This window comes from Bacillus sp. FSL R5-0712 (genome assembly GCF_038593285.1).
Classification (GTDB): Bacteria; Bacillota; Bacilli; order Bacillales; family Bacillaceae; genus Bacillus; species Bacillus safensis.
The window spans coordinates 1,226,274-1,245,242 of record NZ_CP151981.1 but is presented as its reverse complement, the minus strand read 5'-3'; the positions used below and the strand labels follow the sequence as shown (position 1 = coordinate 1,245,242).

General features: G+C 39.0%; 20 protein-coding genes. 8 read left to right on the top strand and 12 right to left on the bottom strand.

The genetic code is table 11. The features are described 5' to 3' along the window. Positions 1-75 precede the first annotated feature (75 nt). On the top strand, positions 76-1,548 hold the full coding sequence (locus NSU11_RS06130) for an FAD-dependent monooxygenase (protein WP_342493855.1): 1,473 nt from the start codon (positions 76-78) through the stop codon (positions 1,546-1,548). A gap of 34 nt (positions 1,549-1,582) precedes the next feature. Here NSU11_RS06130 and hag (NSU11_RS06125) read toward each other — a convergent pair whose 3' ends face one another. The 4 genes from hag (NSU11_RS06125) to NSU11_RS06110 all read right to left on the bottom strand — a co-directional run bounded on the left by hag (NSU11_RS06125) (position 1,583) and on the right by NSU11_RS06110 (position 6,388). Continuing rightward, positions 1,583-2,404 (bottom strand): flagellin Hag, encoded by an 822-nt coding sequence (gene hag / locus NSU11_RS06125; RefSeq protein WP_024424967.1) that lies wholly within the window; start codon positions 2,402-2,404, stop codon positions 1,583-1,585. A gap of 287 nt (positions 2,405-2,691) precedes the next feature. Further along, the gene (gene hag, locus NSU11_RS06120) at positions 2,692-3,627 is read right to left on the bottom strand and encodes a flagellin Hag (protein ID WP_024424968.1); all 936 of its coding nucleotides are present in this window, start codon (positions 3,625-3,627) and stop codon (positions 2,692-2,694) included. 230 nt (positions 3,628-3,857) lie between these two features. After that, a complete protein-coding gene (locus NSU11_RS06115) occupies positions 3,858-5,387 on the bottom strand; it encodes a kelch repeat-containing protein (protein WP_024424969.1) in 1,530 nt (509 codons plus the stop codon). Positions 5,388-5,767: 380 nt separating this feature from the next. After that, positions 5,768-6,388: a TetR/AcrR family transcriptional regulator gene (locus NSU11_RS06110; RefSeq protein WP_024424970.1), complete on the bottom strand. Its 621-nt coding sequence runs from the start codon at positions 6,386-6,388 to the stop codon at positions 5,768-5,770. Positions 6,389-6,597: 209 nt separating this feature from the next. Here NSU11_RS06110 and NSU11_RS06105 point away from each other — a divergent pair, with 209 nt between their 5' ends. Then, the gene (locus NSU11_RS06105; RefSeq protein ID WP_024424971.1) at positions 6,598-7,710 is read left to right on the top strand and encodes an NAD(P)-dependent alcohol dehydrogenase; all 1,113 of its coding nucleotides are present in this window, start codon (positions 6,598-6,600) and stop codon (positions 7,708-7,710) included. A 69-nt stretch (positions 7,711-7,779) separates the two neighbouring features. On the opposite strand, the gene alr is transcribed toward NSU11_RS06105, so the two are convergent. Continuing rightward, the gene (alr, locus tag NSU11_RS06100; protein ID WP_024424972.1) at positions 7,780-8,961 is read right to left on the bottom strand and encodes an alanine racemase; all 1,182 of its coding nucleotides are present in this window, start codon (positions 8,959-8,961) and stop codon (positions 7,780-7,782) included. Between the two features lie 171 nt (positions 8,962-9,132). Continuing rightward, complete coding sequence (locus tag NSU11_RS06095) at positions 9,133-9,744, bottom strand: GlsB/YeaQ/YmgE family stress response membrane protein (protein WP_342493854.1); 612 nt, start codon at positions 9,742-9,744, stop codon at positions 9,133-9,135. Between the two features lie 140 nt (positions 9,745-9,884). Between NSU11_RS06095 and NSU11_RS06090 the strand changes: the two genes are divergently transcribed. Beyond that, positions 9,885-10,232: a hypothetical protein gene (locus tag NSU11_RS06090; protein ID WP_134817552.1), complete on the top strand. Its 348-nt coding sequence runs from the start codon at positions 9,885-9,887 to the stop codon at positions 10,230-10,232. A gap of 37 nt (positions 10,233-10,269) precedes the next feature. Here the strand turns inward: NSU11_RS06090 and NSU11_RS06085 are convergent, their stop codons facing one another. From NSU11_RS06085 to NSU11_RS06070, 4 genes are all read right to left on the bottom strand, one after another. Next, positions 10,270-10,407: an aspartate phosphatase gene (locus NSU11_RS06085; RefSeq protein WP_095408252.1), complete on the bottom strand. Its 138-nt coding sequence runs from the start codon at positions 10,405-10,407 to the stop codon at positions 10,270-10,272. Next, complete coding sequence (locus NSU11_RS06080) at positions 10,397-11,530, bottom strand: tetratricopeptide repeat protein (protein ID WP_341053096.1); 1,134 nt, start codon at positions 11,528-11,530, stop codon at positions 10,397-10,399. The genes NSU11_RS06085 and NSU11_RS06080 overlap by 11 nt, the downstream gene beginning before the upstream one ends. A 129-nt stretch (positions 11,531-11,659) precedes the next feature. Further along, positions 11,660-12,079 carry a GNAT family N-acetyltransferase gene (locus tag NSU11_RS06075; RefSeq protein ID WP_024424975.1) on the bottom strand — a complete coding sequence of 140 codons (420 nt, stop codon included), beginning with the start codon at positions 12,077-12,079 and terminating at the stop codon, positions 11,660-11,662. A gap of 41 nt (positions 12,080-12,120) precedes the next feature. Then, entirely contained in the window at positions 12,121-13,278 is a 1,158-nt protein-coding gene (locus NSU11_RS06070) for an MFS transporter (RefSeq protein WP_024424976.1), read from the bottom strand. A gap of 127 nt (positions 13,279-13,405) precedes the next feature. Between NSU11_RS06070 and NSU11_RS06065 the strand changes: the two genes are divergently transcribed. Continuing rightward, a complete protein-coding gene (locus NSU11_RS06065) occupies positions 13,406-14,296 on the top strand; it encodes a LysR family transcriptional regulator (RefSeq protein WP_024424977.1) in 891 nt (296 codons plus the stop codon). A gap of 16 nt (positions 14,297-14,312) precedes the next feature. Further along, positions 14,313-14,876: a GNAT family protein gene (locus tag NSU11_RS06060; RefSeq protein ID WP_024424978.1), complete on the top strand. Its 564-nt coding sequence runs from the start codon at positions 14,313-14,315 to the stop codon at positions 14,874-14,876. Between the two features lie 4 nt (positions 14,877-14,880). Here the strand turns inward: NSU11_RS06060 and NSU11_RS06055 are convergent, their stop codons facing one another. Further along, entirely contained in the window at positions 14,881-15,405 is a 525-nt protein-coding gene (locus NSU11_RS06055) for a DinB family protein (protein ID WP_024424979.1), read from the bottom strand. A 178-nt stretch (positions 15,406-15,583) separates the two neighbouring features. On the opposite strand from NSU11_RS06055, the gene NSU11_RS06050 reads away from it, so the two are divergent. Together NSU11_RS06050 and NSU11_RS06045 are read left to right on the top strand one after the other, a co-directional pair. Beyond that, positions 15,584-16,282 (top strand): amino acid racemase, encoded by a 699-nt coding sequence (locus NSU11_RS06050; RefSeq protein ID WP_024424980.1) that lies wholly within the window; start codon positions 15,584-15,586, stop codon positions 16,280-16,282. Between the two features lie 23 nt (positions 16,283-16,305). Beyond that, positions 16,306-17,181 (top strand): LysR family transcriptional regulator, encoded by an 876-nt coding sequence (locus NSU11_RS06045; RefSeq protein ID WP_024424981.1) that lies wholly within the window; start codon positions 16,306-16,308, stop codon positions 17,179-17,181. Positions 17,182-17,225: 44 nt separating this feature from the next. Here the strand turns inward: NSU11_RS06045 and NSU11_RS06040 are convergent, their stop codons facing one another. Further along, positions 17,226-18,122 carry a macrolide 2'-phosphotransferase gene (locus tag NSU11_RS06040; RefSeq protein WP_024424982.1) on the bottom strand — a complete coding sequence of 299 codons (897 nt, stop codon included), beginning with the start codon at positions 18,120-18,122 and terminating at the stop codon, positions 17,226-17,228. Positions 18,123-18,707: 585 nt separating this feature from the next. Between NSU11_RS06040 and NSU11_RS06035 the strand changes: the two genes are divergently transcribed. Beyond that, a complete protein-coding gene (locus tag NSU11_RS06035) occupies positions 18,708-18,956 on the top strand; it encodes a DUF2651 family protein (protein WP_024424983.1) in 249 nt (82 codons plus the stop codon). Positions 18,957-18,969: the final 13 nt, after the last annotated feature.

Sequence of the window (18,969 nt, the reverse complement as noted above, 5' to 3'; positions counted from 1 at the left end):
TTGCTATAATTAATGAATCGACATATGACGAAATGGTCATGTAACCATTTTGTGTATTCATTGGAGGCGCATGTTGTGAAACAACCCATGAAATATGAGCGGGCAATCGTCATTGGCGGAGGTATCACCGGGATGCTCGCTGCAAAAGTTTTATCAACATATTATCATCAAGTCTTAATTATTGAAAAGGATGAACTGCCAGACTCTCCTGAGAATCGTCTCGGCACTCCTCAAGCCTTTCATCCACATAGAATGCTGCCACTTGGCAAGCAAATCGTTGAACGTCTATTTCCTGGTTATACAAAAGAGTTACTGGTAATGGGCGGATTTAATACCATGCATCAAACCTCTCGATTTATCACAAAAGATGGCGAGTTAACGCTCACTGATACAGAAGAAACCGCCGTCACAAGACGCGCAATGCTAGAGTGGGTATTGATGCAAAGAATGGTAAAAGAGGAACGTGTGCAGTTTTTAGAAAAACATGAAGCCATCTCCCTTCAGTTTAAAGAGGGAACGAATCAGGTCATGGGGCTCATCGTGAAGGACCGGCAAGTAAAACCTGGCAGCCTTCATGAAATGAAAGCAGACTTAGTGATCGATACGTCTGGAAGAATGTCTAAGTTGCCAAAATGGTTGAAAGACGCTGGATTAACCTTGCCACAGACTGATGAGTTACATGTGTTTCTAGGCTACAGCACAAGATATTATCAAATACCATCAGGTGCGCCATCCCTGCAATCAATGGTTGTAGTTGGCCAGCCAGACAAGCAAATCCCAACAGGACTGTTTGAACGGGTTGATCATGATTTAGTAGCTGTGCTTCTTTCTGCAGCTGGCGGTTCACATTATCCAACAACGGATGCAGATCAATTTGATTCAGAAACCGCTGCACTGACCCATCCAGCGATAGCAGAAGCCATCACCCATTTAACGCCCTTTACAAAACCAAAAGGATTTAGAGTTCCTTCTTGCTTGAGACATCACTATGAACACATGCAGGATTGGCCAAGTGGATTATTGGTGATGGGCGATGCCTTGTGTACGTTAGATCCCATTCATGGACAGGGCATGACAAAGGCTGCCCTCGAAGCACAAACACTTCACCGTATGCTCAAACAAGCACAAAAAAATGAGCGGCTGTCTTTTGAAAAGGACACATTACAACAAATGCAGCAAACGAGTGAACTTGGCTGGTGGCTTTGTGCAATTGCTGATATGGCGTGGGACGGTGTCGAGTTAAAAGGGGAAACACCCATCCCCCATTTGACGTTCGTACAGGAATTTTTAAATCGCTACGTACAATACGCCATTGTCACAAAACAGCCCAAACGACTTGAAGCGTATCACCGGATGCATTCTTTCTTAACAGAACCGAGAGAAATCATCAACTTAGAACAGCTGAACGACATGATTCAAGCTGACACCTCAGGAGAAACCGCTGAATGGTGGAAGCAATGGGATCAAAAGAACGATGAAGGCAACCGAGCTTTTTTCCATGAAGCGGTTCCTGATTTTCGTCTAGAGCACTTGCTCTCATTCGATTGAAACAAAAAAAGCCCCGATAAAGGGGGCTTTTTCATTAACGTAATAATTGAAGTACGTTTTGCGGCTGCTGGTTTGCTTGCGCTAACATTGCTTGAGATGCTTGAGAAAGAATGTTGTTCTTTGTGAACTCACTCATTTCTTTCGCCATGTCAACGTCACGAATACGAGACTCAGCAGCTGTTAAGTTTTCAGCAGAAGCACCAAGGTTATTGATTGTGTGCTCTAGACGGTTTTGGACTGCACCAAGAGCTGAACGCTGTTTAGATACAGCGCCGATTGCTACGTCGATTTTTGCTACTTCAGTGTCAAAGTTAAAGCCTTCTTCATTTACTTTAATATCTTTGACAGTCAGTGTTTCAGCGTCCATTTTACCAATCTTTACATTGATATTTTGCTCAATGTTCGCTCCAATTTGAAATTGGAATCCATCCTCAACAGTACCATCCAACAGTTGCTTTCCGTTAAATGCTGTACGCTGAGAAATACCATCAATTTCCTCAACCAAAGCATCGAGTTCTTCTTGAATAGCTGTTAAATCTTCTGTTTGTTGAGTACCCACGTTACCCGCTTGAACTGTCAATTCACGCATACGTTGAAGAATCGCATGTGTTTCAGTTAATGCACCCTCAGCTGTTTGAATAAGAGAAATACCATCTTGTGCGTTTTTAGACGCCATTTCTAATCCGCGGATTTGTCCACGCATTTTCTCAGAGATGGCAAGACCTGCTGCGTCATCTCCTGCACGGTTGATTCGAAGACCAGAAGAAAGCTTTTCCATGTTCTTTTGCCCTGCTCCATTGTTTGCAGACAAACGGTTTAATGTGTTAAGTGCTGCGATATTGTGGTTAATTCTCATGTTAAATGACCTCCGTGTGTTTGAACCAATTGGACGTCCTTATCCAAAAGTTCTAAATTAGAATTTTTTTGTAAGCCTTACAATCCATTTATCGAACTTAACTGGAATATGTTTAACAAAAAAGGAATAAATAAGGATAAAGTCTCATTAACTATGATCGTTTCGCTAGAGTATGCCAAAATTAAAGGTCATTTATCATGATTTAACAGAGGGATTTAAGAATCATAAGACTGAAGAAAATGTGAAGAAAAGAAGCATAAAAAAAAGCCCCATATAGGGGCCTGTCATTAACGTAGTAATTGAAGTACGTTTTGTGGCTGTTGGTTCGCTTGTGCAAGCATAGCTTGAGACGCTTGAGAAAGAATGTTGTTCTTAGTGAACTCACTCATTTCTTTCGCCATGTCAACGTCACGAATACGAGACTCAGCAGCTGTTAAGTTTTCAGAAGAAGCACTAAGGTTGTTGATTGTGTGCTCTAGACGGTTTTGTACTGCACCAAGTTTACCACGTTGAGCAGATACTTGGTTGATAGCAGCATCAACGATTTTCAATTGAGTATCAAAACCAACATCTGTTGCATCTGCTGCATTATCAGCAAATTTAGTTACATCAATATCTTTTACAGATTGATTAGCTAAGATTGTTCTTCCAGTTGTATCAGCTGGATCTTTAACTCCTAGTGCATCAGTGCTCATTTTTTCGATGTTCACTGAAATTTGTTGAGTTGCATTAGCACCGATTTGGAAAACTAAAGATTGCTCACCAGCAGCTGGTGCTGCAGGATCAGCAGGAGCTTTAAATGTACCATCTAACAATTTCTTACCGTTAAACTCTGTACGATTTGAGATACCATCTACTTCTTCTTGTAGAGCTTTAATCTCATCTTGAATAGATTGAAGATCAGTAGTTTTATCCTGTGTACCTGTGTTTCCAGCTTGAACAACTAGTTCACGAACACGTTGAAGGATTGAGTGAGTTTCAGTCAATGCACCTTCAGCTGTTTGGATAAGAGAGATACCGTCTTGTGCGTTTTTAGAAGCCATTTCTAATCCGCGGATTTGTCCACGCATTTTTTCAGAGATTGCTAGACCTGCTGCGTCATCTCCTGCACGGTTGATTTTAAGACCAGAAGAAAGTTTCTCCATGTTCTTTTGGCTCGCACCGTTGTTTGCAGACAAACGGTTTAATGTGTTAAGTGCTGCGATATTGTGGTTAATTCTCATTTCCTATTACCTCCATGTATGTGGGACCTGACAGACGTCCTTGTCTGAAAAAAGTCCTTTATTCTAGGGCTTATCAACCCTGACAATTCTATTATCGGATGTGTTTATAGGATGTTTAGCAGATTTTTAAAAAAATATCTTATTTTTTCATGACGTTAATCCTAATTTTAACAATTTTATCAAAATAAAAAGCTGCTGATCTCTTATCAGCAGCTTAACATTTATGAATTTCAGTATTGCTTGATATCAAACATTAAGATATTTTGGTACACCACATAATCCTTCTTACTTGTGAAAGGACCTTTATTGTGTTCATCATTGATTTCATAGAAGTTCATACCAATTCCAAAGCTTCTTTCTTTATACCAGTTAAGAAAATCGTTGATTTCTTTCATTGAAAGCAAATAATCCTTTTGCAGCCCGTTTATCATCGTAATTGAAAGTATGCCTTTTGCTGCTTCTTCACCAGGTTTTGTTCCGTCTTGATCCTTTGGTTCTTCAGTTGAACCATCACCTGGCTTTGTCCCGTCCTGATCTTTCGGTTCTTCGCTTGTGCCATCACCTGGCTTTGTCCCATCCTGATCTTTTGGTTCTTCGCTTGTGCCATCACCTGGTTTTGTTCCGTCTTGATCTTTCGGTTCTTCGCTTGTGCCATCATCTGGTTTTGTTCCGTCTTGATCTTTCGGTTCTTCGCTTGTGCCATCATCTGGTTTTGTTTCATCCTGATCCTTTGACACTTTTTGCAGATTTTTTAATGGAATAGAGATAACAGATTTAAAATTGTTTTTGACAGAATAACTACCAATTGATTCAGCATAATCTCTTCCACCAATAACATATAATTGATCATCAGCAATAGCTGCCATAGATCCAACTCTTCCTTCAGGGATTTCATATAAAGAATCTTGGACTTGACTAGTTTTTGGATCAAATATCTGGACTTGTTTTAATAATTTACTCGATCTATCTCCAATTCTCTGACCACCAATCATAAATAATTTATGATTGTATGTCGCATATGCAGCTTCATAAGCAAAAGAATTTAATTGAATATCCTTTAAGCGTTGCCACTTCTCTAGCGTCATATCATATTCTAAAATATTTTTATCATTCGTTCGGCTAACATTAGCCTCACCACCAGCAATGTATAACTTTCCATTTATCTCTGCAATACTTCTCCCTTGACGAGAAGTTAATTGAGAATTATCTAAGCTTTCCCACTCTCCACTCACCGTATCATAGGAGTAAAAATTTACTTGAGAGCTTGATAAAGATGCCACTATATAAATTTTTTCTCCAACTGTAACTGCTCTTAAGGAACCATTTATATAGGATGTATATATAAATTTCTCAGGCATCTGAATCGGTTCTTCTGTCCATTGATCTAGTTCCGTATCATAAACATCGATGGTTTTGTGAACTGTTTTAGTTGTATCAGTAAGACCGCCAATAACATAGATTTTTTTACCTACTGTTGCGTAGGCAGCTCCTGTTCTTAATCTAGGCATACTTGCTTTTTCTGACCACAAATCAGTTTTAGGATCATACATATATGTCGAATTGTTGAATTTAGACTGCTGACTTGCCCCACCGAATACATATATTTTCCCCTCAACTACTCCTACACTTGCTCCGATACGCTCTTCCGGTAAGTCCGCTCGCTTCGTCCACCCATTTGTTTCAGCAGCATGAGCTTTTAACGGATGAATTGTGACCATCATAAAAATGGTCAAAAGCACTAAGAATAAACCTTTTTTCATCGTTTCTTTCCTCCATATTTAAATGTCCCTCCTTTTATCGACATATTTGTAATAACATTTAAATTTTACAATTGTGTCCCATAATAAATTCAGGATGCACACATTTCTATTAATATCTTTCTACATATATCAAATTTATCTGTATTTTTCTCTCTGAACATATCTTTCAATGAACGCAAATGAAGACCTCTCCGGCTTACTTTATCTTTTTTGAACAAAAAGCTTAAATTCTTAATTTGATAAAGCACATGAGTACCTCAAATGCAAAAAATATAATTTTACATCTTCTTCAATGGAACTTTAAAGGCTTCATTCTCATTCAATAAATCAATAAGTCATTCATTCAATCATTAAAATATATTGTGTGGTGAAGATATGTTCTAAGCATCACGTTTAATAATCGGTTCATCGCCATTCAGCTCAATCATGAGCGAGGATTGATTATATAATAAATTGATAATGCGGCGTGCCATTTCAGAGGGGGACGCATTGTAGTCATTTCTAATCCATTCAATGATAAAACCAAAGATGCCGTATGAACGATATTGGATAAAATAACTGTCGTTGATTTCTGCATACTGATCACTCACAAACGACATTCTATTTTGGAAGATGTATTGTATTTTCTTAAGCAATTGTTCTTGTATTTGCGGGATGCGATCTTCCATCACTAATAAATCATAATAGTCGCGATTTTCGACGATATATTGAAATACATAGGTGCCCTCTGGTTTCATGCGAGTTAAGTCTAACAGGGGATTTTCACGAGTCGGCTTACAAAATTCATATTCGAAATCTTCCATTTCCCGATAAATAAAATCTGCTGCTAGTTCATCTTTACTTTCATAATGCACATAAAACGTCGTCCGATTATAGTTTGCATTTTCCACAATATCCTTTACTTTTACGTGCGAATATCCTTTTTCTTTTACTAGTATTTTGAATGTTTGCCGAAGTGTTTCTTTTGTTCGCTCAACACGGCGATCCTCTTTTTTGATCATTGGCCCCTCCTTTAGACACTTTTTAAAAAATGTTGATTAGAGATACATAAATTCCTGTGTGTTGAAAACCTATACAAAAAAGTTTTTTTGCTGATTGAAACGAAAAATCTTTCGTCCTACAATCAAATTAGTCATAAAGAAATGAATTTTTTGTGACATTTGATCTAACTTTATTAAATATTATACTATACAAAGTGAGGGCACATGATATGGAAATTCAAGCGATGGTCACAACAAATGAAAAAGATTTCGAGAAACAAACGTTATTACTAGATGACCCAAAAGCAGATGAAGTGCTTGTCAAAATTGTTGCATCTGGCGTCTGTCATACTGATGCGACAGTATTAGATGGAACGCTTCCTGTCCCACGGCCTGCTGTATTAGGACATGAAGGCTCTGGCATTGTAGTCAAAGCAGGTTCTAATGTCACAACCGTTCAAGAAGGAGACCACGTTGTACTAGGCTTCGCTTATTGTGGTCATTGTCATAATTGTCTAGATGGGAACGCAGGTGGATGTGAGAACATGATGCCTTTGAATTTCTCTGGTCGTAATAAGCATAATGAAACGCCACTTCATACACATGATCACCAAGATGTATCGCAATTTTTTGGTCAATCGTCATTTGGTACATATGCCACCGTTGATGAGAAAAATGTGGTGAAAGTAGACAAAGAAACCGATTTGCGTTATTTAGGCCCATTCGGATGCGGCTTAATGACCGGGAGCGGTACTGTCTTAAATTCACTTGCTCCAGCACCAGGTACAAGCTTTGTAGTGTTCGGTACAGGTGCTGTTGGTTTAAGTGGGTTAATGGCAGCTAAAATCGCTGGCTGTGATCCGATTATTGCCGTTGATATTCATGATAGCCGCCTTGAGTTAGCAAAAGAATTAGGTGCAACACATATCATCAACAGTAAGCATGAGAATCCAGCTGAAAAAATTAAGGAGATAACAGAAGGCAAAGGTGCACATTACTCATTTGAAACAACTGGTGTACCAGAAGTCACTCTAGCTGCCCTTCATTGCCTGCGTGTCAAAGGGACTTGTGCAACAGTAGCAGTAGGAAAGCGCGATTTAACATTTAATGTAACAAATGACCTAATGATCAATGCTCTCACATTAAAAGGTGTGATAGAAGGGGATGCCGTTCCACAACTACTTATTCCTAAACTAGTGAAGTTCTTTAAAAATGGACGATTCCCAGTTGAGAAACTAGCAAAATTCTACGAATTAGAAGATATTGAACAAGCCTTTGAAGATTCTAAAAATGGATCTACGATTAAACCAATTCTTATTTTAGATAAAGAGTATCGTGCTTAAGTCGTGAAAGTTAGCCCCCTTGCCATGTAAAGGGGGCTAATCGAATTTTGCAGTCTGCTTAAATTGAGATCACACATACATCACCGGTGTCGATATTTTAATAATCTTCCCGCCTCGACGGTAAAATCTTGGGACGCGGCGGCTTAAGGTGGCGATGACTTCGTAGTTGATCGTATTGAGCATTTCGGCGATTTCATCGACAGAAATTTCTCCGCCCTTTTGACGACCATATATGACGACTTCTTCGCCTTGCTTTGCTTTCATTTCTCCTAAACTGATCATGGTCATATCCATGGTGACGCGGCCAGCAATCGGCATTCGTTTTCCACGGAAAAGCATAAATCCTCGATTGGATAATGCTCGTGAGTACCCATCTGCATAACCGATTGGTATGGTTGCTATCACTTCATCAGGTTTTGCTACATAGGTTGCCCCATAGCTGACGGTCCTTGGCTTTGTCACCATTTCCTTCACGAATGCAATCCTTGCTTTTAAACTGAGAGCGGGCTCTAGCTTAACAGCATCTAAACTCTCAATGTATTGCGATGGGTACAGTCCATATAGTCCGATGCCTAGCCGTATCATATCTGCGCTAAATTCAGGAAATGCGATGGCAGCCGCTGTATTGTTCATATGTACCGTGGGCAAAGTAATGTCTTGTTTTTTTAAGAAACGAAGAAAATCAATAAAAATGCTGTGCTGCAGCAGTGTGAAATCAGGGTCAGGCTCATCCGCAGTGGAGAAATGCGTAAATATTCCATCCCACCTCAGGTTTTCACTCTTTTCAAGCGCCTCCACCACCTCTAACAGCTCTTCCTTTGTCCGTACACCTAATCGTCCCATCCCTGTGTCAACATTGACATGAATCCCAAGGCGATGCTGACTTTCTTCTTCCGCTAAGATCTCATTTGCTTGAACAATCCAGTCTTCTCGAAGGCCGGAGAGGTCAATTCTCCAGGCTGCAGCCCTTTTCACACAGTCGAGAGGGGTAAATCCAAGGACCAGAATCGGTGCTTCAATTTTTGCTCTCCGCAATACAATGCCTTCTTCCAAGCTGGCAACCGCAAGCTCTGTCGCACCGCTTTCTAGTGCCTGCCGCGCTACTTCAACTGAACCGTGTCCATAAGCATTCGCCTTTACGACAGCCATGATCTTGCTTTTCCTTGGAATATGCGCTTGAATGGCTTCGATATTTCTTTTAATCGCGTCAAGATTGACCTCGATCCAGACTTCCCTGCAAAGCTTTTGCATGTATGTTTCCTCCAGTCATTTCGATATCAATGTTCGTTTTCGTGTCTAGTCTATCTTTATTCATTTTTGAGAAAAACATTCAACCGCAATGATTGAACCAGCTTTTGTCTTGATGGACATAAAAAAGAAACCACCTCAAACTGTGATTTCTTCTTTATGAACAGTCATTTATTAAACCGCAGATTTCATCATTGAATCAATTTCACGATAAATCTCTTCCAGATTTTGTCGTTCAGTCGAATATTCGGCGTCGCTCTTACGAACTGGCACATCAAATTGCAGGAAGGTGATCGTGATCGTTGATGATTCCTGATCATTCATAGTTAATCTTAATTCAAGTGTCGAGATCTCTTCATTATTATCACTCTCAGTAGATTGTTCAATCGGTACACCATCTTCTAACATGTCAACTTGTTTCAACTCTTTCAAGGAAAGCTCAGTGACTTCAAACCTGAATTTTCGAGATGAGCCGCCAGGTTGGTGTGTAATAAAGCGCATTACTTTTCGCTCATCATCAATCGCAAAGCCTTTATCAACATTTTGTGAAAAGATGTATGTTGATGCCTGAAAACCGTCTTCTTGAAAAAGCATCATCATTTTATCTAATAATATGTTTGGATCATTCTTTTCTTTTTGTCTTTGCAGCCTACCTGCTATCCATAAAATGACCATTGCACCGATGATGCTAAAAACCGTTCCCAGCCCATTACCTATATCTACGAAAATAGTAAAGCCTAAAATAGCAACAATAAAAGCGATTACAATGCCTATGATGAATATCACTCCATGCTCCTCCTGTCATGACCCTCATTGTTATATTGGTTTAATCAAGTATAGCATCTGGATTTTGATCGAAAAAAAATCTACTATAGACTAAACAGATACTATATTCATTTCGCTTTTAAATAGAAAGGATTTTTATGATGAACCTCTACACGACAGACGAAATCATTGATGCTCTTTTTAAAGCATGGTCTTCTCAATCTAGCTCAAAATGGAGTAAAGACAACCCGGCAAACGGACAATGCGGCGTCACTTCTTTAGTCGTACATGATCTTTTAGGCGGAAAAATAAACAAAACTGCATTACCCAATGGATGGCACTTTTACAACGTAGTGAATGGAACAAGAATCGACTTTACTTCTTCACAATTCTCTGATGAAATCGTTTATATGGATGTACCTTCTAATCGAGAAGAAGCATTTGAAGATACGAATGATGATCAATATCGATATTTAAAGCAAGCAATCCTAGATCATTTAAATGCATGAGATAAACTTAATAAAAAGCCCTTAAGGGGCTTTTTATTTAAGCTGTATAACCGATACTTGCAGTATGACCTCTCCTAGCTTCATCATGACTTGCTGTCACTTCAGATGTAAAATAACCAACAATACTGATGACACTTATCATCACGAATACGACTGATAACGTTTTAAATTTCATACTGACAGTCCCCCCGTTTCACTTGAGTTTGGAAATAAAGAATCTTTTCATAGAAATGCATCGCATTGTCTTTATCTCCCATCTCATTATAATATTTTGCAGCATCTTTGGCTAAATCTTCAAGATCAGGATACATTGACTTTATTTCTAGCAATTCCATTATCTTTTCCAATTGTTCAAAGTTGTTGTCAACGTATAGTGCCCTTAAAAATTTGAATATCAATAACAGCACATGATCTTTCAGCTTTTCAGATAGTTCTATGCCGTTATTTAAAGCATATATACCTAAATCCTGTTCTTTCTTTTTGAAATAGGCTTTTGACAACATAATGAGCGGGTCTAAGATTCTATTTAAATGTTCGTATCCCTGTTCTCTAAATGCTCGAATTGAGTCATTAAAATGAATAATTGCTTGTGCTATTTCTTTATTATGAAAATAACTCAACCCTAAATTATAGAGTGCTGATCCTTTTAATCGTTTTGTTGAATTGTCGGCGGCTTTTTCTAGTGCGTGTTGAAAATGGGGTATTGCTTTTTCGGGGCAGCCCATATCTATATAGTTTAATCCGATCACAAAAGAACATTGTATTTCTCTTACAGTGTATGTATCTTTTTCTCGATAACATTGTATCGCCTGTGCGATATGGTGCATAGACATGTGGGTTTGTTTCATGTGGTAATAGATTTCAGCCATCTTGTAATTGAACTCGGCCCGTTCAATATCGTCACTGACAAGAGACAGCTTTTTTTCTGCCCGTTTATAGAAGGTAATCGCATTTAGGTATTCATAGTTTTCAAATTCATACATGCCGTAGAAAAAATTGAAGTAATACTCGAGTAATCCTGTTAATTTCTCTTGGTCCCTTTTGATCTTCATTGCGAGCTCCTTGAAGTTAGCCCGCTCTTTCCCATTTTCTAAAGGATTCAAGTAATCAAGCATTAATTTATGTCTGAACTCCATGAGTGAGAAATACAATAATAAATCTTGATTTTCTTCCATATGATCAAGCATTGATTTGATTTCCTCTTTATATGCTTCGGCGTCCGGTACGTTAAATCTTTGAATATGATAATACCATTCATTGATTTTCAAACCGACGTGAGAAGAAAGCACTTTCTCCATCAGCCCCTACCCCTTCCTCTATTTTCCCTATAATGACATATATTATCATTTTATGAACCATTCGACACCGAAAAGAAACCGCAAAAAAGCCCTATAAAGGGCCCTGTGAATGATAAGATAAAAAGACTTCTATTCATAAATAAGCACCCAGTATTCCGCCCCAGGTTCTCCTTCTTCTACAACAGCCTTCCAGCCTCTTTTTTGATAAAAAGATAAAGCTTTGTGATTTTCGGAGACACATTTGAGGGTGACCGGTGTTCCCAAAACTTTTATCGCTTGTTTGAGCAGCAGATCGCCAGCCCCTTGACCAGCAGCTTCAGGATGTACAAACAAGAGATGAATAAAACGATCTGGTACATATAGAGAAATGAATCCAAGGATTTTATTGTTCTCCTCAGCTAAGAAAATTTGCTCTTCCTGCGTATCTTGATCAAAATCTTGCAGATTGAGTTCTTCTGGATTGAGCCAGTGAAAGCTCTGGCGCCGTGATTCTAAATAAATTTGCCTTAATTGTGGATAATCGATCGTTTTTGCTTCTCGAATGAGCAATAGAATTCCCCCGTTTTTATTGAAATGTGAAGCAGCATTATTTAACTCGACACTTCTCCTGCTTTTCTACCAAGTTTCATTGATAACTGAACGCCAATCATTAACGAGACGATGACAAGCATTGCCACAATGGAAGCATAAAAATGTCCGCTTAGATCGAAAACCAAGCCAATGAAAAACGGACCGAATCCACCCACGATGTACCCGCCCATCTGCGACATCGCGGACCATGTTCCGGCTTCCTCCGGAGTGCTCGTCTCCATAATCGGAAGCATAAGCGCTAAAGGAAATAATCCACCTGCACCCATACCTAGGAAAATGACGGCTGGCAAGATCGGCATTGGCAGAAGAAGAAAGATAAGACCAATGAGTTCAGACAAACTGCATAAGATGAGAAATAATTTCGGTTTTCCTAATCGAGTAACGACCGCTGGAACGAGTAGTGCCACCGGAATCTGAATGAGTGTAAATATGGTCAAGAGCATGGCAGCATATTGCGGACTGTTTCCGAAACTAAGAGCAATCGGTGAAATCCATGCCGTCAAAGAATAAAACATACTGGACATAAAGCCAAAGAACAAGGTGAATTGTATGGCCTTTTTGTTTCTCAACGGCAATTTTAACGGCAAAGTTACATGATCACTCTGCTCATTTTTGCGAACTAAACCGACCCATAGAATAAGTGCAATCACTCCTAGAATAGCCCAGCAGGACAACGCAAATGGAAGATGATGCTGGCTACGCAGATAAATTGGAATGGTGAAGCCGGATGCGAGCGCTGCACCTATCGTCATCGAAATTGAATACACACTGACGATACCAGGATTTCTCGGGAAATATTTTTTAATAAAACTAGACAATAAAGGACCCGCGAAGCTAATCCCTACACCTCCTGCAAAAGCAGTCATGAGCAGGATAGCAACCGATTGGCTTGTACCACGCAGTGCGGTGGCAATCGTGATAAGAAGAATCGAGAAAAACAGCGTTCTCTCTAAACCAAACCGCCGGCTGAGTATCGTCGCAACAGGAGCAAATATTCCCATACAAAGAACAGGCAAAGTGGTCAAAAGACTTGCTGTCAGTGCGTTTACGCCAAGCTCTGATTGGATCATGCTCATCATGGAAGCTACGGAAGTAATGATCGGACGTAAGTTTAATGCCGCTAAAAATAAAGCGGCTAAATAATATATTTTTTTCATCAATACCCTTCTTTCTCTCTCATCTTGTTAAGGTTACTTTGAGTATAAATCTGCTGCATTCATTGATCAATACAATAATTCGTATTATGATGATAGGAGAAAACTATCATTTACGAAAGGAAGACAAATGGATACCCGGCATATTACCTATTTTATGGCTGTATTCAATCATTTGCATTTTACAAAAGCTGCTGAGCAGCTAGGCATATCACAACCTACACTTAGCCAGCAAATTCGACTGCTTGAAGCAGAAGTTGGGATGCCGCTCTTTGATCGAATCGGCAAAAAAGTCGTTGCTACCGAAGCTGGTTCGCTGCTTTATCAATATGGCATGAAAATGCTTCAAGCTGAAAGAGATGCAAAAAATGCGATGAAAGAACTATTATCAGAAAAACGAGGAACCGTTCGTCTCGCAGTACTCCCCTCCGATCTTGATTTTCAGCTGGTGCCACTTTTTGTAGAATTTAAAACACTTTACCCCGAAACCAATCTGAAGGCATATTCAAATATCTTCGTTCGTGACGAAGTCCTTTCACATAAAGTAGATCTCGGCATCGGACTTCAAGGGCCTGCGGATAAGCGTCTCGTTCAAATTCCACTTGGTAGTGAGCCCTACGAATTATTTGTTCATTCAGAAAGTGATTTCGCCCAAAAGAGTGAAGTGACTTTAGAAGAGCTGACTCAGCATGCGTTGGTCATGTATCCGAAGGGATATCTTGGAAGGGATTTAGTAGATGACGTATGTAAAGAACAGGGTGTTGAACTGGACACTGCCATGGAGGTTGGGTCTGCATCTTCGCTATTGCAGCTGGTTGAAGCGGGAATCGGCGCAACCATTCAGCCAAGAGGATTACTAAAACAACATTCGACGTGGCCCAATATTGTTTCGATTCCTATTGCTGAGCCAGCACCTGTCCGGCACTTGGAATTAATTTATTATGCAGATCGATTTGTCAGCAAAGCACAACAGCAGCTATCTGAATGGCTGATAGACTTTTTCAAATCAAGAACAAATTAAAAAGTGAGGTTAACACATGAAGAATGCAAACAGCATATTTACAAGAACAAACCGAGTTGTTATTCGCCAATTCGATAGACAGGATATTGAAGCATTTTATCAATATCGAGCAAATCCTTCTATAGCAAAATTTCAATCCTGGGAAAACTACACATACGAAGATGCTGAATCATTTGTTCAACATCAAATGGCACAAAAACCTAATCAACCGGGGACATGGTTTCAATACGCTATTGCCTTATCTGAGTCCAATCAGCTGATAGGAGATTGCGCCATCCATACACTAGATAGTGAACCTAGAATCGTCGAAATAGGTTTTACCCTCGCGCCTGAATACCAAGGAATGGGCTATATTCACGAAGCTCTCAGTTCAATCTTCGAATATATTTTTATGACACTGAACAAACATAAAATCATTGCCTTTACAGATGTGCGCAACGAAAAATCCATTCGAGTGCTGGAACGTTTAGAAATGAGACGCGAAGGACATTTGCTGCAAAATTATATGTCTAAGGGACATTGGGTTGATGAATATCAATATGCCATGCTTCAATCAGAGTGGGCCGCTAAGCACCATTAAACAATTATTTTTTATTCAAAATTCCTAAATAAGCGCTCCATGGACCCACATCGGCTCGATATCGTTCCGCCATGACCCGAACAATCTGGGACATATGTGTGAAGTCATGGACAACCCACGCAGAAAGTAATTCGCTCACTTGCACGACCCCAAACTCCGGATGGACGCCCTTTTTCTCTAAATCAAGGCCTGATTGTGTCATGCGTTGAATGTATGCCACATTCTCCATCCGCACATGCTGAAACTCAGATAGTGCTTGCTCTATCTGTCTTTCAGAATGGTTCAAATGAGAGTATCGGTCAAACGCAGGAAATGGTGTATTCTCTCCATCAGCAAGAATCACATTTAATCGAGGAATCCAATTGAATTTCTCTGCTTCAATCAAATGTTCAATGACTTCAACTGGATTCCACGTCCCCTCCCCTTCACGGCTGTGAAGCCAATCCTTCGATAAACCGGACAAAAGACTTTCTAACGTGTGAGGAGTTCGACTCAACATATCTAAAGCTTCATTTAAATTGAAATTCATGTGGTTGCTCCTTTATCCATTTTCTTTATTCTAATGGATTTTGGATAGATTGTAACTCATACTTCAAGACAGATAAAGGCTTTTTTGATCAACCTTCTATATACAAATAGAACTTTTCTATAACGATCACCATGCTTTCTTTTTTTATAATAGAAAAAAAAGAAATGTGGTGGTGTATATGTCTACAACGATCGGAATTATGGGCGGGATGGGCCCTTTAGCAACGATTGATCTGATGAAAAAAATCATTTCTCATACTCCAGCGATAAAAGATCAGGATCATCTCCATGTGATTGCTGATAATTATCCGCAAATTCCTGATAGAACCAATGCCATATTTGGGAAAGGCGAAGATCCTACAGAATATATGATTGCATCAGCTAAAAGATTAGAACGCGCAGGAGCGGACTTTATTCTGATTGCATGCAATACCGCTCACTTCTTTTTAGAAAATGTTCAACAATCCACTCATATCCCTATTATGAATATGCCACTAGAAACCGCAAAGCACCTGAACAAACATCACTATACGTCTGTGGGCTTACTATGTACTGATGGCACATTAAAAACTAAGCTCTACCAAAAGGCTTGTGCTCATCACAAGATTGACGTCATGACCCCAAGTGAAGAGCTTCAGAAAAACGTCATGAATGGGATATATGCAGTGAAAGCTGGGAAATTGAGTAAAGGCGAAAGTGAACTGGCATTAGCATCAGAAATTTTAATCAATCAAGGAGCCGAAGCCATCATTGCCGGCTGCACAGAAATCCCTTTAGTTCTAAGGTCAACCAATGCTGTGAAAGTGATTGACCCTACTGTCATTTTGGCGAAAGAAGCTGTAAAATTAGTGTATGAGCTTGAAAAGCTAAACATTTAAAGAACGTCATATAAGGGGATAACATGAATATTGAGAATATAGAAGCGTTTATTTATGTATGCCAGCTAGGCAGTATCAATAAAGCTGCGGAAGCACTGTATTTAACCCAGCCTTCTGTTTCGGCACGTATTCAATCGTTAGAAAAGGAATTAGACCTGAAATTATTTGATAGACAGAGAAATAAACTATCTCTGACGGAAAAAGGTGAACAGTTTTACCCGCATGCCAAAAAGATTCTCCATTCTTATCAAGAAGCAAAGCATAGTCTCAAACAAACGATGATCCCTTATGAATTGACAATTGGATGCGCATCCTCTATTTCCAATAATCTATTGCCTAACATATTGCCAGCCCTAAAAGAAAAATACGAAAACCTGAAAGTAAAAATTGTAACAGGGCATTCAAAGGATGTTGTCCAAAAAGTGATTAACAATCAAGTAGACTTTGGCATTGTCAGGACTGAAACACATCCTCAAATTGAATCGATTCCTATTTTCAGCGATCCGATTGGGCTGTTCGTCCCAACTCATCATCCGCTTGCCAGCCTTGACAATATCAATATGAAAGAACTAGAAGAACAGCCTTTTATTTTCTTTGACTACGGGTCATTTGATTGGTTGATGCTTCACCGATTATTTCAAAAAAACAACATCACACCGAACATTTCCATTGAGGTTGATCATATGGAAACAGCAAAAAATTTAGTGCTACAAGGAATGGGGCTATCGTTTCTACCTCATCATTGTGTTAGAAATGAAGTAGAACAAGGAACATTAAAACAAATTTCAATCGATCCATCCATCAATTTCAATATCAATATCGAGTTCATTTATAAAAAAGGAAAATCAAAATCCGTTTTCATTGATCAACTCAAACAGTTTTTTCATGAATTAAATTAAAAAAGCCCTTTTTAGGGGCTTTTTTTTGGATTCATTCTGATTGATTAACTTTCGTTTGCCAACATGTATGCTGCAGCTTCATGCATATCTTTCAATCCTGATCTCTGTGCGTACTCGGCCACAGTGATCGCACTTGTAGTCAGAAGTTCTATTATATGTTCATCCATTCCTGGCCAAGTTCTCCCGCCTGCTTTTTCATACGCATGGATAAGTTTTGTTAATCCTTCTTTCCCAAAGAGAAGTTGATGCGACAAAAAGTCTGCAGATACATCACCAACCCCCACTTCAGTCCAATCAATCACACCCGTCACACATTGATTTTCATCAATCAGAATGTGGCCAGGATGTAAATCTCCATGCTTCACCCCCACGAAAGGCGGCCATAAAGAATCTTTTGCTAGCCATTCTTGCCAGCGCTCCCATAAACCACTGTTAATGGTGTATTGCGATTTGACACGTTCCATTCGCTGTTTCATTGATGCTCTTAATTCATGAGCACGGAGCATCTCCACACCGATCGTTTTAAATGGCGGTTGATCTAAGGAATGTACATTCGCTAGAACTCTTCCTAATGATTCGTAATAGGCTTGCGGTACATTCGTTTGGTCAAAACTCCACACATACGATTGCTTCTCCATATCAATACTAGCCGCCGGTACCCCCTCTAATTGTTTATAAGCAATCAGACTTTCTGTAAAGATAGACCACTTAGGGACCTGAAAGTGAACCTGCTTACTCATATGATCTAATGTCTTTTTTTCTTGTAAGGTATGTTTCATTGATTCAGGTCTGCGAGGCACTCTTAATATCCATTGATCACCATGTAAATCTTCGACATGTGCGACACAGAAATCAACACCTGATTCATTTATTTTCATGGTATTCTCTAAAATCTCTAATCCGTGATGTTTGGCTAACTGCTTTAATTCCAGTCTATTCATATCCATTCCTCCAATTGCTCATTTAGTCATGATCAATAGGCATCAAGAATATCATCACAAAAAACCACAAACAGACTACTTTATGTGGTCAGAGTAAACAAAGCTAGACTTATACCTTTCTTTGTATTATAAAAACATACAAAAAAGACAGAACAATTATCTGCCTGTCTTCTAGTGAAATTGCATACTTTCCCGCTGAAGATCATTAAAAATGTGCAGACTACCCCGTTTGATGAAAACAGAGCCTTTGAACATATGAAATTACTGATTGTTCAAAGTTTGCTGGCGTAATCTTCCTGCATGCATCATCTTTAACCATCTTCCTCTTTGTTATATAAAGTTACTATACTTTATTTAAATATGCCTTTCAATAACATTACAAAAAGAAGGATTTAAAATCATCCAACATCCTGTTGATTACATTTAATATAATAAATGTATTTACTTGTGTTAAGATATGGTTATTGATTCCTTTGTCTAATAAATTTATTAAACTCAAAAACCCGATGTACTATGAATTATGAGTGTATGAGTGGCAATTAGAACAAATCAAATGTAGCTAAGTCATTTAAAGGGAGAATTGATATGACTCATTTAGAATTCGTATTCGGCTTGCTTCCAGTAAGTATAATCATCGCTTCTTTTATCGTCACATTGTTTGTACAAAAAGTTTATTTCATGCCAGTTGTGAGCTTTATCATTTTGCTCATCCTGACATTTACACTTTTTAATGTCTCTTTCTTAGGGTGGTCAGTTGTTTACACTTTAGGCTCATTCATTGCTTCATATATAGCATTATTCATCATGAAAACTTTAAATAAAAAGAGATCTTAAACTACATTTTTAA